General features: G+C 69.5%; 10 protein-coding genes and 1 pseudogene. 9 read left to right on the top strand and 2 right to left on the bottom strand.

What is annotated here, in order from left to right:
* Positions 1 to 98: 98 nt before the first annotated feature.
* The 6 genes from dxr to KV203_RS11980 all read left to right on the top strand — a co-directional run bounded on the left by dxr (position 99) and on the right by KV203_RS11980 (position 7,330).
* Positions 99 to 1,253, top strand: coding sequence for a 1-deoxy-D-xylulose-5-phosphate reductoisomerase (gene dxr / locus KV203_RS12005; RefSeq protein WP_066475131.1), 1,155 nt, complete (start codon positions 99 to 101; stop codon positions 1,251 to 1,253).
* The gene (locus KV203_RS12000) at positions 1,254 to 2,468 is read left to right on the top strand and encodes a M50 family metallopeptidase (RefSeq protein ID WP_066475127.1); all 1,215 of its coding nucleotides are present in this window, start codon (positions 1,254 to 1,256) and stop codon (positions 2,466 to 2,468) included.
* A 75-nt stretch (positions 2,469 to 2,543) separates the two neighbouring features.
* Entirely contained in the window at positions 2,544 to 3,707 is a 1,164-nt protein-coding gene (ispG, locus tag KV203_RS11995) for a flavodoxin-dependent (E)-4-hydroxy-3-methylbut-2-enyl-diphosphate synthase (RefSeq protein WP_066475124.1), read from the top strand.
* A 4-nt stretch (positions 3,708 to 3,711) separates the two neighbouring features.
* Positions 3,712 to 4,548 carry a GNAT family N-acetyltransferase gene (locus KV203_RS11990; RefSeq protein WP_066475122.1) on the top strand — a complete coding sequence of 279 codons (837 nt, stop codon included), beginning with the start codon at positions 3,712 to 3,714 and terminating at the stop codon, positions 4,546 to 4,548.
* 10 nt (positions 4,549 to 4,558) lie between these two features.
* The gene (locus KV203_RS11985; RefSeq protein WP_066475120.1) at positions 4,559 to 5,446 is read left to right on the top strand and encodes an SDR family NAD(P)-dependent oxidoreductase; all 888 of its coding nucleotides are present in this window, start codon (positions 4,559 to 4,561) and stop codon (positions 5,444 to 5,446) included.
* A 96-nt stretch (positions 5,447 to 5,542) separates the two neighbouring features.
* Complete coding sequence (locus tag KV203_RS11980) at positions 5,543 to 7,330, top strand: penicillin-binding transpeptidase domain-containing protein (RefSeq protein WP_217996022.1); 1,788 nt, start codon at positions 5,543 to 5,545, stop codon at positions 7,328 to 7,330.
* Here the strand turns inward: KV203_RS11980 and KV203_RS11975 are convergent.
* Positions 7,324 to 8,283, bottom strand: coding sequence for a restriction endonuclease (locus tag KV203_RS11975; RefSeq protein WP_157079997.1), 960 nt, complete (start codon positions 8,281 to 8,283; stop codon positions 7,324 to 7,326). The genes KV203_RS11980 and KV203_RS11975 overlap by 7 nt on opposite strands.
* A gap of 224 nt (positions 8,284 to 8,507) precedes the next feature.
* Between KV203_RS11975 and KV203_RS11970 the strand changes: the two genes are divergently transcribed.
* Positions 8,508 to 10,202 carry an AMP-binding protein gene (locus tag KV203_RS11970; RefSeq protein WP_066475110.1) on the top strand — a complete coding sequence of 565 codons (1,695 nt, stop codon included), beginning with the start codon at positions 8,508 to 8,510 and terminating at the stop codon, positions 10,200 to 10,202.
* An 82-nt stretch (positions 10,203 to 10,284) separates the two neighbouring features.
* On the opposite strand, the pseudogene KV203_RS19660 reads toward KV203_RS11970, so the two are convergent.
* A pseudogene (locus KV203_RS19660) lies at positions 10,285 to 10,503 on the bottom strand (phosphatase PAP2 family protein); the annotation flags it as partial.
* Positions 10,504 to 10,909: 406 nt separating this feature from the next.
* Here KV203_RS19660 and map point away from each other — a divergent pair.
* Positions 10,910 to 11,767, top strand: a complete 858-nt coding sequence (gene map, locus KV203_RS11965; RefSeq protein WP_066475103.1) for a type I methionyl aminopeptidase — start codon at positions 10,910 to 10,912, stop codon at positions 11,765 to 11,767.
* Complete coding sequence (locus KV203_RS11960) at positions 11,764 to 13,245, top strand: cobyric acid synthase (RefSeq protein ID WP_066475100.1); 1,482 nt, start codon at positions 11,764 to 11,766, stop codon at positions 13,243 to 13,245. The genes map and KV203_RS11960 overlap by 4 nt, the downstream gene beginning before the upstream one ends.

The following is a 13,245-nucleotide window of genomic DNA, read 5'->3' as shown; positions in this document are numbered from 1 at the left end:
ATTCTGGCATAGAAGTCTGACATACGACGGGCTGTCGTACTAGGTGTGGCCGGCCCGGTACGGCGAGCCCCCGGACCTACTCGTGTGAAAATTGTGGCGTGCCCACACGCGTCCTGTTGCTCGGCAGCACCGGATCCATCGGAACTCAGGCACTGGAGGTCATCGCGGCCGCTCCGGACCGGTTCGAGCTGGTCGGACTCGCGGCCGGCGGTACTCGGCCGGATCTGGTGGCCGGTCAGCTCGCCGCGTTCGGGGTGCAGCAGGCCGCGATCGCCGATCCCGCCGTTGCCGAGCGACTCGGGGTGCCGCTGTCCGGGCCCGGCGCGGCCGCCGAGCTGGTCCGCCGGACCGACGCCGATGTGGTGCTGAACGCCCTGGTCGGGGCGCGTGGGCTGGAGCCGACCCTGGCGGCGCTGGCGACCGGTGCGCGACTCGCCCTGGCGAACAAGGAATCGCTGGTGGCGGGGGGGTCGCTGGTGACCCGGGCGGCGGCGCCGGGCCAGATCGTGCCGGTGGACTCCGAACACTCGGCGTTGGCCCAATGCCTGCGCGGCGGCCGGGCGGACGAGGTGGCTCGGCTGATCCTGACCGCATCCGGTGGCCCGTTTCGCGGCTGGACCGCCGAGATGTTGGCATCGGTCGACCCGGCGGCCGCGCAGACCCATCCGACCTGGTCGATGGGTCCGATGAACACCTTGAACTCGGCGTCGCTGGTGAACAAGGGCCTGGAACTGATCGAGACCCACCTGCTGTTCGGCGTGCCGTACGACCGGATCGATGTCACCGTGCACCCGCAGTCGATCGTGCATTCGATGGTGACCTTCACCGACGGTTCGACCCTTGCCCAGGCCAGCCCGCCGGACATGAAGCTGCCGATCGCGCTGGCGCTCGGCTGGCCGGACCGGGTGCCGGGTGCCGCGCTCGCCTGCGACTTCGGCACGGCCGCGACCTGGACCTTCGAGCCGGTCGACGACGCGGTGTTCCCCGCGGTCGGGCTGGCCCGCGCCGCCGGGCTGGCCGGCGGGTGCGTGCCGGCGGTGTACAACGCGGCAAACGAGGTCGCAGTCGCGGCATTCCTCGCCGGGGCGATCCGGTTTCCGGAGATCGTCGGCACGATCGCACGAGTACTCGACGCCGCCGCGGACCGGACCGGCGAACCCGCTACCGTGGAGGAGGTGCTCGCCGCCGACGGCTGGGCCCGCCGGCGGGCCGAGCAGGTCATCGCGGGTCTGGACAACGGGAAAGTGAGCTAGATGGTCTTCGCGCTGGGCGTTGTGCTGTTCGCTTTGGGGATCTGCATCTCGGTGGCCTTGCACGAGGGCGGGCACATGTGGACGGCCAAGGCGTTCGGTATGAAGGTGCGGCGGTACTACATCGGGTTCGGACCCAAGATTTTCTCGTTCCGGCGGGGTGAGACCGAGTACGGCCTGAAGGCATTACCGCTGGGCGGATTCTGCGACATCGCCGGAATGACCGCGCTGGACGAGGTGGCGCCGGACGAGGTCGAGCGCGCGATGTATCGACGGCCGGCCTGGCAGCGGCAGATCGTGATGGTCGGCGGGATCGCGATGAACTTCGTGCTCGGGTTCCTGCTCATCGTGCTGCTCGCGGTCGGTTGGGGGCTGCCGGACGAGAACCAGCCGCCGGAGACCATGCTCGGTCGGCTGGACTGCGTGGCCGCACAACAACCGGACGGCTCCTACGCCGAGTGCACCGGTGCCGGTCCGGCCCAGCAGGCCGGCCTGCGCCCCGGCGACGTGGTCACGGCGGTCGCCGGCAAGCCGGTCGATACCTGGACCGAGTTCCAGCGCGAGACCCAGGCCCAGAGCGGGACTTTCGAGTACACGGTCAGGCGAGACGGAGCCACCCTGACCATTCCGGTCACACCGCAGCAGGTGCAACGTTCGGTGGTCGACCCCGATACCGGCACGTCCGAAACCAAGGTGGTCGGCGCGGTCGGGGTGGCGCCGCAACCGCTCAATCCGCCGATCCGGTACAACCCGATCGCAGCGATCCCGGCCTCGCTGTCGTTCACCGGCGAGATGTTCGTCGAGGTGGCCCGCTCGTTGGTGCAGATGCCGGCGAAGGTGGTCGACCTGTGGGACGCCGTCACCGGCGGGGAGCGCTCCCTGGATACGCCGGTCAGCGTCTACGGCGCCAGCGTGATCGGAGGCGAGACCGCCGAGCGCGGTCAGTGGGCGGTGTTCATCGGCCTGCTGGCCAGTTTGAACTTCTTCCTCGGCGCCTTCAACTTGTTGCCGCTGCTCCCGCTGGACGGCGGGCACATGGCGGTGACCGCCTACGAGAACCTGCGGAACCGGTTCCGCCGCCGCCGGGGGCTGCCGCAGGGCGAGCCGGTGGATTACCTCAAGCTGATGCCCGCGACGTACGTGGTGCTGTTCGTCGGCGGTGCGTACATGTTGCTCACCCTCACCGCCGACATCGTCAACCCGGTCCGACTGTTCTGATCGGCCGGGTGCTCCGACCAGCGTGTCCGTCGGCTCGGCGGGTCGGGTCGGGAGTGTCGCGCTAGGATCGCTGGCGTGCCGAGTTCCGTTGCGTTGGGTCTGCCGGTTCCCCCGGCTGCGGTGCTGGCGCCGCGGCGCACCACCCGTCAGTTGTGGGTCGGGTCGGTCGGAGTGGGTAGCGACCACCCGGTTTCCGTGCAGTCGATGACCACCACCCGCACCCACGACGTCAATGCCACGCTGCAGCAGATCGCCGAACTCACCGCCGGCGGGTGCGATATCGTCCGGGTCGCCTGCCCGCGGCAAGAGGATGCCGACGCGTTGCCCGCGATCGCGGCCAAGAGCCCGCTACCGGTGATCGCCGACATCCATTTCCAGCCGCGCTATATCTTTGCCGCAATCGATGCCGGTTGCGCCGCGGTGCGGGTGAACCCCGGCAATATCCGGGAGTTCGACGGCCGGGTGAAAGAGGTCGCCAAGGCGGCCTCCGCCGCCGGCATTCCGATCCGGATCGGGGTGAACGCCGGCTCGCTGGACAAGCGGTTCCTCGAGCAGTACGGCAAGGCCACCCCGGAAGCGCTGGTTGCCTCCGCACTGTGGGAGGCCGGCCTGTTCGAGGAACACGGCTTCGGCGACATCAAGATCTCGGTCAAGCACAACGACCCGGTAGTCATGGTCGAGGCGTATCGGCAGCTCGCGGCGCGCAGCGACTATCCGTTGCATCTCGGGGTCACCGAGGCCGGTCCGGCCTTCCAGGGCACGATCAAGTCGGCCGTGGCGTTCGGCGCGCTGTTGGCCGAGGGCATCGGCGACACGATCCGGGTCTCGCTGTCCGCACCACCGGCCGAAGAGGTGAAGGTCGGTGCGCAGATTCTGCAGTCGCTCAACCTGCGCCCACGCAAGTTGGAGATCGTTTCCTGTCCGTCCTGCGGGCGGGCCCAGGTGGACGTCTACACCTTGGCGAACGAGGTGAGCGCCGGCCTGGAGGGGTTGACGGTGCCGCTGCGGGTGGCCGTGATGGGATGTGTGGTCAACGGCCCGGGCGAGGCGCGCGAAGCCGACCTGGGGGTCGCCTCCGGCAACGGCAAGGGGCAGATCTTCGTCAAGGGCGAAGTGATCAAGACCGTTCCGGAAGCGAAGATCGTCGAGACATTGATCGAGGAAGCTCTGCGGTTGGCCGACGAGATGGCGGTCGATACCGCTGCGGATGCGGGAACACCGGTGGTCACCGTAGGCTGATTGGGTGCTCAAAGCGCTCGGCGCCCGCAGGCTCGGCATCCGGGATGCCGACCGGGTGTTGCGTGCGCTCGAGATCGATCCGGTTGCCGGGTGCATGGTCGCTGCGCGGGTGCAGGAGTACGGGCTGGAGTCCCGGCAGATGTACGGGGAGCTGTGGAGCCGCGGCGGGCCGGAGGAATCGCTCTGTTTCTCCGGTGCGAATCTGGTGCCGTTGCGCGGCGGGTACGGCGATATCCGGGCGTTCGCCGATCGTGCGGTGCGCCAACCGCGAATGTGTTCCTCGGTGGTCGGTCGGCGCGAGTTGGCGCTACCGCTGTGGGAGTTGCTGGCCGACGAGTGGGGCCCGGCCCGCGAGCTCCGCGACGAGCAGCCGTTGCTCGCGCTGCGCCGCCCGGCGTTGGTCGCGCCGGATGCCGATGTCCGGCAGGTTCGGACGAGTGAACTCGATCGCTATCTCGAAGCTGCGGTGGCGATGTTCATCGAGGAGGTCGGGGTCGATCCCCGCGCCGGCGACGGCGGCCGGGCCTATCGGCGGCGGGTTGCCGGCCTGATCGCGGCCGGTCGCGCGTGGGCCCGGTTCGATCGGGGCGAGGTGGTGTTCAAGGCGGAGATCGGCTCGGTGTCCACGACGGTCGGACAGATCCAGGGCGTGTGGGTGAATCCGCAGCGGCGGGGCCGCGGTTTCGGTACCGCGGGCGCGGCTGCGGTGGCGAACACGGTGGTCGCCTCCGGCCGCACCGCCAGCCTCTACGTCAACAGCTTCAACGCCGGCGCGCGCTGGGTGTACCACCGGGTCGGTTTCCGGCAGGTGGCCACGTTCGCCACGGTCTTGTTGGATTAGCCGAGTGGACATGGCGAAGCGGTCGGCGGGACTGCTCTGCGACACCGTCGCGGTGGTCGCGGGTTCGTCGCGCGGCATCGGGTTTGCGGTAGCGCAGGGCTTGGCCGCCAGCGGTGCGGCGGTCGTGGTCAACGGTCGGGATGCGGCGGCGGTCGAGACCGCGGTCGCTGCGCTCGTCGCCGCCGGTGCGGTGGCAGATGGCGTTGTCGGGTCGGCCGCCGATCCCGCCATCGCCGAGCGGCTGCTCGCGGCCGGGGTGTCGCTGGGACGCGTCGGAGTTTTGGTCAACTGTGCCGGCACCGCGGAGCAGCCGGGATCGTCGATCGTGAACGTCACCTCGGCGCAGTGGCACGAGCTGCTGGCATCGCACCTGCACAGCACCTTCGAGACCTGCCGGGTCTTCGCTCCACACCTGGTCGCCGCGGGCGGTGGTGCGATCGTGAACACTGCCTCGCATGCGTACACCGGGCGATTCGGCGGTACCGGTTACGCCGCCGGTAAGGGCGCGGTGATCAGCCTGACCTACGCGCTGGCCGCCGAGCTGGCCGAGCACGACGTCCGGGTGAACGCGGTCTGTCCGGGCGCGCGCACCCGACTGTCGACCGGGGCGGACTACACCGCGACGATCCGTGAGCTGAACCGCCGGAAGCTGCTCGACGACCTGTCACTCGCCGGCGCATTGGACCCGCCGCCGGCCGAGTTCGTCGCACCGCTCTACGTCTACCTGGCCAGCGAACTCGCCGCGAACATATCCGGCCGGGTGCTGGTCGCCGCGGGCGGCTACCTGGGCGAGTTCGGTGCGCCGACCGAGCGGCTCGTCGCCTACCGGGACCACCGGGATACCGCACCGTACCGACCGGACGAGATCGCGACGCTGGTGCAGGGACTTCGGGACTGACGCGCGGCCGACCGCCCGGCGTGGTCAGGTGGTCCGGCGTCGTGTCGCAAGCGTGTATCCGGCTGGTCCGTCGGTATCGGCATTACGATGCCGGCAATGATCCAGCGCATCCTGGTCGTCATGGCGCTGGCCGCCACGGCGGCCGGGGTCACCGGATGCACCCCGGCGGCGCAGGGGCCCATTCCGGCCGCCGCCGGGTTCGCCGCAGCGTTTGCTGCAGCCGATGTCACGGCCGCGGCGGCGCGGACCGACAATCCGGCCAAGGCGCACCCGGCGCTCGCCGACGCGTGGGCCGATCTGCAGGCGACATCGCTGACCGCCACGTTGGGCTCGGCCCGGGTGAGCGGGGACACCGCGACGGTGGATTACACCTACGAGTGGCAGCTACCCAAGGACCGGACCTGGCGCTACACCGGACAGCTGCAGATGGGTCGGCGGGGCGGGGATTGGCAGGTGCGCTGGACCTCGACCGACATCCATCCTCGACTCGGCGATACGCAGACGATGTCGCTGCGGACCACGCCGGCGCCCCGGGCGCGGGTGAACGAGCATGCCGGCTCCGACGTGCTCGTGCCCGGGACGGTCTATCGGGTGCGCCTCGACGCGGCTTCCGCGGGCAATATCGCGACCACCGCGGACTCCCTGGCAAAGATCCTGCAACGGTTCGATCGGACGGTGACCGCGCAGGCGATCGCCGAGTCGTCGACGGCGACGAAGGGGTGGTACCTGGTGGCCACGCTGCGCCAGGACGACTACGAGCAGGTGCGCGACGGGCTCGCCGCGATCCCCGGGGTGAGCGTGCGTGACGACGCCGAGTTGGTCTCGGTGGACAAAGATTTCGCCCCCGACCTGATCTCGCAGGTGCGCAAGACGGTGATCGACGAGGTCGACGGCAAGGCCGGCTGGAGCGTGGTCACGGTCAATGCCTACGGGGTGGATACCGACGTGCTCACCGAGACACCCCCGCAGCCGGCGCCGTCGTTCACCGTCAGTCTGGACCGGCCGATCCAGACCGCAGCGCAGGCGGCGGTGGACGCTCGGGTCGAGCAGACCATGATGGTGGTGATCCAGCCCTCGACCGGGGACATCCTTGCGGTATCGCAGAACAAGGCCGCCGACCGGGACGGCCCGATTGCAACCACCGGCCTCTACCCGCCGGGGTCCACATTCAAGATCGTCACTGCTGCGGCGGCGATCGAGCAGGGGCTTGCCGGCCCGGAGACCCCGGTGCCCTGCCCGGGACGGATCGAGATCGGCGAGCGGTCGATTCCCAACTACGACGAGTTCGCCCTGGGCACGGTACCGATGAGCACCGCGTTCGCGCGTTCGTGCAATACCACCTTCGCCAAGCTGGCGAGCGAGCTGCGCCCGGACGCGCTGACCAACGCCGCCGCGGCGTTCGGCATCGGGCCGAGCTATCAGGTTGTCGGACTGCCGACCAGTTCGGGCTCGGTGCCGCCGGCCGACGACCTGGTGGTCCGCACCGAGGACGGCTTCGGCCAGGGCAAGGTGCTGGTCAGCCCGTTCGGCATGGCGTTGGCCGCGGCCGCGGTGGCACACGGCTCGGCGCTGGTACCGCATCTGATCGCGGGTCGGGAGACGACGGTGACGGGCGATCGCCCGGCCGTGTCGGCCGACGTCGTGGCCGGGCTACGCCCGATGATGCGGTCGGTGGTGACCAGCGGCACCGCCGAGCGGATCGCCGACCAGGGCGAGGTATACGGCAAGACCGGGGAAGCGGAGGTCGAGGGCGGGTCGCACGCCTGGTTCGTCGGCTACCGGGGCGACCTGGCGTTCGCCACGCTGGTGGTGCGTGGCGGCAGCTCGGACAACGCGGTCGCGGTCACCCGGGACATGTTCGCTGCGCTCCCGGAAGATTATTGATCCGGCTCGCGGCGAGAGCGCCAGAGCAGCGCGTCCAGCCGGTTCGGCCATTGGGCGCCGAATGCCTCGTTCAGCAGTTCCACCAGCTGCTCACCGCCGACGACCTCGAACTTGCGGTGGGTCGCGGCCAGGGCACGCACTTCGTCGGTGATCGGAGCCGAGGTGACCAACACGCCGCCGGCAGCATGGGTGGTACGGGCCGCTCCGACCAACAGCTCGGCCTGGTCGGGCGTGGTCACATCGCAGTTGTGCCGACAGAACAACAGCAGCTTCTCTTCCCGCCGACCGTCTTGCATGGTTGCCTCGATGTCGCGGCCACCGCCCACGGCCGGATCGGTGAGCACCGTCTTGTAGCCGTACTCTTCGTACAGTCGGCCGACCAGCAGCTCGAAATCGTGCGGACTGATCGTGCGCAGCGACTGGATCGACTCGCCGGCGTGATCGGCGGGCCGGAAGCGGGCACCGATCACCGCGACGGCGTCCTGCAACCCGTGGATCCGCCCCTGCGGTAACACATCCCAGGCCGCGACCAGATAGCTCTCGATCACGGTGACCGCGAGTTGCGGATGGTCGGGCAGCAGGTCGAGCGCCCAGCGGACGCCCTGATGTGCCGGGATCCGGCCCAGGGTCACCTCCGGCAGCCGCCGGTAGTACTCCTTGTGCCGAGACAGGTGCGCGTTCGAGATGGGGTCACGCGCCATCCGGGCGACGATGTCGTGGTCGGCGCCGAAGGTGGTGCAGTCGAAGAGGAACCAGCGCAGCAGATCCCGCACCTCGGTGGGGGTGCGGTCGGCGCAGGTGGCCAGGTACTCGGTGAGCAGTGCGTCGCTCGGGAACGCCCAGTAGTGGATGCCTTCGGCAGTGTGCTCGTGGTCGGGATCGGCCGCTGCGAGGCGGGTCAACCAGGCATCGAGGGTGAGTTCCCGGCTCGCAAGACCTGCCGCCTGGTTCATCGTCCACTCCACAGCTCCGGGCCAGGCACTACTCCCGGTCGTTCGGTGGTCACCATACCCCGCGATCGGCCGATCATCAGCGCTCGCCACCGATCGGTTTCGGCGCGCTCCAGGTCGGTCCGGACCGCCGGACGACCCGCCGCGGCGCGCGTTCGGTGGCGTGTCCACGATGTGATCGACATCATGTTCGGTAGAGGGCCCGACCGACCGGAGGGATCGCCACCATGACGGCCAACACCGACCGCTACCGCGCTGCCCGGGATTTTCTCGTCGCGTCGACCGACGATTACGAGACTGCCGTCGCGACGTTCTCCTGGCCGGCCATCTCCGGCGAATTCAACTGGGCGACCGACTGGTTCGACGTGATCGCACGGGACAACGGGCGGCTCGCGTTGTGGATCGTCGAGGAGGACGGCCGGGAGCAGCGGCTCACCTTCGCCGAACTGGCCGAGCGGTCCGACCGGCTCGCCGGCCGGCTCGCCCGACTCGGCGTCGCTCGGGGTGACCGGGTGATCGTCATGCTCGGGAACCAGGTCGAGTTGTGGGAGTCGATGCTGGCGGTGGCGAAACTCGGCGCGGTGGTCATGCCGACCACCGGGGCACTCGGCGCCGAGGATCTGCGCGACCGGATCGATCGTGGTAAAGCCCGGTTCGTCATCGCGAACCTCGTCGATGTGCCGAAGTTCGCCGACGTGCCCGGTGCGTACGTCGGGATCGCGGTCGGGGGCGAGCCGCCGGCCGGCTGGTCGGCCTACACCGCCGAGGTCGACGAGACCGACCCGGTCCGGCCGGGCCCGTTCGTCGCCGGTACGAAACCCGACGATCCGTTGCTCGTCTATTTCACCTCCGGCACCACCAGTCGGCCGAAGCTGGTGCAGCACTCCCAGGTCGGTTACCCGGTCGGGCACCTGACGACGATGGCCTGGATCGGGGTCCGGCCCGGCGACGTACACCTGGCGATCAGTTCGCCGGGCTGGGCCAAGCACGCCTGGAGCTGCTTCTTCGCGCCGTGGATCGCCGAGGCGACGATCTTCGTCTACAACTACACCCGGTTCGATGCTGCCGCGTTGCTCGGCCAGATTCGTCGCGCCGGGGTGAACACCTTCTGCGCCCCGCCGACGGTCTGGCGGATGCTGATCCAGGCCGATCTCGGCGAGCGCCCGACCGGCCTGCGCGAGGTCGTCGGTGCCGGTGAGCCACTCAACCCGGACGTGATCGCCCAGGTCGAGCGGGCGTGGGGGCTCGTCATCCGGGACGGGTTCGGACAGACCGAGACCACGTTGCAGATCGGCAACACCCCAGGGCAACCCGTGAAGCCGGGATCGATGGGCCGGCCGATGCCCGGCGTGCCGGTGGTGCTGGTCGATCCGCTCACCGGCGAGCCGGCCGACGAGGGGGAGATCTGTCTGGACCTGAGCCGCCGTCCGGTGAACCTGATGACCGGCTACCTCGACGATCCGGAGCGCAACGCCGCGGCGATGGCCGGAGGGTACTACCACACCGGGGACGTGGCCGTCCGGGACGCCGACGGCTACATCACCTACATCGGCCGCACCGACGACGTGTTCAAGTCCGCCGATTACAAGGTGTCACCGTTCGAGCTGGAGAGCGTATTGATCGAACATCCGGCTGTGGTGGAGGCGGCCGTGGTACCGCAGCCGGATGCCACCCGGCTCGCCCTCCCGAAGGCGTATGTCGCGCTCGCCGCGGGCTGGGAGCCGAGCGCGGATACCGCCCGCCAGATCATGGAGTATGCCCGCGACCACCTTGCCCCGTACCTGAAGGTGCGTCGGGTCGAGTTCTACGAGTTACCCAAGACCATCTCCGGGAAGATCCGTCGGGTCGACCTGCGGCGACGGGAAGCGGACGCCGTGGTGCCGATCGCGACCGAGTTCCGGTACGAGGATCTGCTGGACTGATCGGTCGTCCGGTCGTGTCGCAGAACCAGCGCAGCGCGAACACGGCGACGCCGCCGAGCAGCAGTCCGCCGACGATGTCGGACGGCCAGTGCGCCTGCACGACGACCCGGGCGAGCCCCACGGCGAGGCCGCCCAGGGCGGCGAGCACCAGCGCCAGATCCTGGACTTTCCGGCGGGCGAAGGCGGTGACCGCGATCGCGCCGAACAAGGTGGCCGTCGCCGTCGTGTGCGTGGACGGGTACGCGTGCAGCACGTTGGTGAATCCGATGTCGGGACGAGGGGACGGCAGCAGGTCTTTCATGATCAGGCTGATCGCACAGGCGATCCCGACCGTCGCGACGATCAGGGCGCCGCGCAGCCCGGAGCGCCGCAGGACCGCGACACCCAGCGCCGCGACGAAGGTGAGCGGGATCAGATGGTGCGGGTCGCCGACCGACGAGACGATTTGAGCGACCCGTACCTTGCGCCAACTCGAATGTTCGACAGTCAGGACCGCGCCCGCGTGGTCGACCAGGGCGACCGGGCCGCCGAGATTGACCGCAACCGTCAGCGCGACGAGCAAGCCGGACGAGACGAGCAAGCCCGGGGGCACCTGGATCAACCGCACGTGAGACCTCCGACGATGGGGGTACGACGTCAACCGCTCGGATGTACGCTACCGGCGGTGTCGGATGCGCTGCGTCTGCGGTGGCGGCTACCCTCGAAGCATGCCGACCCGCACTGCCCTGCGCCCCGGGACCCTTTCCCCTACCCGCGCGGTGCCACGGGCGATCGAACGGCCCGAGTACGTCGGCCGTAAGACCGCGAACGAGGGCCACGAGCCGTGGGTGCAGACGCCGGAGACCATCGAGAAGATGCGGATCGCCGGCCGGATCGCGGCGCAGGCGCTCGCCACGGCCGGTGCGGCGGTCGCGCCCGGCGTGACCACCGACGAGTTGGACCGGATCGCCCACGAATACATGTGCGACCACGGCGCCTATCCGTCGACCCTGGGCTACAAAGGTTTTCCGAAATCGTGCTGCACCTCGGTGAACGAGGTGATCTGTCACGGCATCCCGGACTCGACGGTGGTCGAGGACGGCGACATCGTCAACATCGATGTCACCGCCTACATCCACGGGGTGCACGGCGACACCAACGCCACCTTCTTGGCCGGTGACGTCGACGACGAGGTGCGGCTGCTGGTGGAGCGGACCCACGAGGCGACGATGCGGGCGATCAAAGCGGTGCGGCCGGGCCGCGCTCTGAACGTGATCGGCCGAGTGATCGAGTCGTATGCCAACCGGTTCGGCTACGGCGTCGTGCGCGACTTCACCGGTCATGGCGTCGGCCCGACCTTCCACAGCGGCCTGATCATCCTGCACTACGACCAGCCCAGCGTGACGTCGGTGATCGAGCCGGGGATGACCTTCACCATCGAGCCGATGATCAATCTGGGTACCGCCGACTACGAGATCTGGGACGACGGATGGACCGTCGTCACCGCCGATCGCCGATGGACCGCCCAGTTCGAGCACACTCTCGTGGTCACCGACGCCGGAGCCGAGATCCTGACGCTTCCGTGACCCGCGGCCGGTCGCTGTTGGTTGCCGGCACCACCTCCGATGCCGGGAAGAGCGTCCTCGTGGCCGGGCTGTGCCGGTTGCTGGCCCGGCGGGGCGTGCGCGTTGCGCCGTTCAAGGCGCAGAACATGTCGAACAATTCGGTCGTCACCCTCGACGGCGGCGAGATCGGCCGGGCCCAGGCGTTGCAGGCGACTGCGTGCGGGCTCGAGCCCAGCGTGCGATTCAACCCGGTACTGCTCAAGCCGGGCAGCGACCGGCGCTCGCAGCTGGTGGTCCGCGGCCGGGTCCGGGGTTCGGTCGGTGCCCGCGATTATGTCCGGCACCGGGAAGCGCTGCGCGCGGTGGTCGCCGCCGAGCTGGCCGGGCTACGCGACGATTTCGAGTTCGTGATCTGTGAGGGGGCCGGTTCGCCCGCCGAGATCAACCTCCGGGCAACCGATCTGGCGAACATGGGGCTCGCCGAGGCGGGCGATCTTCCGGTGCTGTTGGTAGGCGACATCGACCGGGGTGGGCTGTTGGCGCATCTGTACGGCACGGTGATGATCCTGGAGCCGGCCGATCGCGCCAGAATCAGGGGATTCGTCGTCAACAAGTTCCGCGGGGACGTGGAGATCCTGCGTCCCGGACTGGACGAACTCACCCGGCGGACCGAGGTGCCCACGCTCGGGGTGGTGCCGTTCGAGCCGGAGCTGTGGCTCGATGCGGAGGACTCGCTCGGCACCGTCGCCGACGCCCCGGTCGGTCGGCCGGGGCCGCCGCTGGGTTCACGCTGGCTCACCGTCGCGGCGATCCGGTTGCCCCGGGTGTCCAACTCGACCGACGTCGAAGCGCTCGCCTGCGAACCCGGTGTCGCCGTGCGCTGGGTGAGCGATCCGTCCCGGATCGCCGACGCGGACCTCGTGGTGCTGCCGGGTACCAAGGCCACCGTGGCCGATCTGGCCTGGCTGCGCACGACCGGCATCGCCGCCGAACTGGTCCGCCGGGTCCGGGCCGGCCGGTCGGTGCTCGGGATCTGCGGCGGCTACCAGATGCTCGGAACCCGGATCGTCGACGAGGTGGAATCCGGTGCCGGAACGGTGCCCGGGTTGGGCCTGCTCGAGCTGGAGGTTCGGTTCGCGCCGCAGAAGGTGTTGCGGCGGGTCTCCGGCAGGGCGGGAACGATCGCGGTGAGCGGGTACGAAATCCACCACGGCCGGGTGGTGCGCCGGGGCGATCCGGCGCTGCTGCGGCGTTCCGACGGTATCCCGGAAGGCAGCGTCCGGGACGTTGTGACCGGCACGCACTGGCACGGCTTGCTGGAATGCGACGAGTTTCGTCGCCGCTACCTGCGCGAGGTCGATCGGCACAGCGGGCGAAGCGGATTCGTGGTTTCCCCGGACACGTCGGTGGCGCGGGTGCGGGCCGCGCAGTTGGACCTGTTGGCCGACCTGGTGCAGCAACATGTCGATGTCGATGCCGTGATCGAGCTGGCGCGGTAG

It is taken from the genome of Skermania piniformis (genome assembly GCF_019285775.1).
In the GTDB taxonomy this organism is placed as follows: Bacteria; Actinomycetota; Actinomycetes; order Mycobacteriales; family Mycobacteriaceae; genus Skermania; species Skermania pinensis.
The sequence above is the reverse complement of the archived record's forward strand: the minus strand, read 5'-3'. Positions and strand labels throughout refer to the sequence as shown.

What these genes read in the sequence shown, in the direction of transcription:
- KV203_RS12000 (WP_066475127.1), top strand. Translation starts at nt 1,254, where the DNA reads ATGGTCTTCGCGCTGGGCGTTGTGCTGTTCGCTTTGGGGATCTGCATC.
- KV203_RS11985 (WP_066475120.1), top strand. Translation starts at nt 4,559, where the DNA reads ATGGCGAAGCGGTCGGCGGGACTGCTCTGCGACACCGTCGCGGTGGTC.
- KV203_RS11980 (WP_217996022.1), top strand. Translation starts at nt 5,543, where the DNA reads ATGATCCAGCGCATCCTGGTCGTCATGGCGCTGGCCGCCACGGCGGCC.
- KV203_RS11975 (WP_157079997.1), bottom strand. Translation starts at nt 8,283, where the DNA reads ATGAACCAGGCGGCAGGTCTTGCGAGCCGGGAACTCACCCTCGATGCC.
- KV203_RS11970 (WP_066475110.1), top strand. Translation starts at nt 8,508, where the DNA reads ATGACGGCCAACACCGACCGCTACCGCGCTGCCCGGGATTTTCTCGTC.
- map (WP_066475103.1), top strand. Translation starts at nt 10,910, where the DNA reads ATGCCGACCCGCACTGCCCTGCGCCCCGGGACCCTTTCCCCTACCCGC.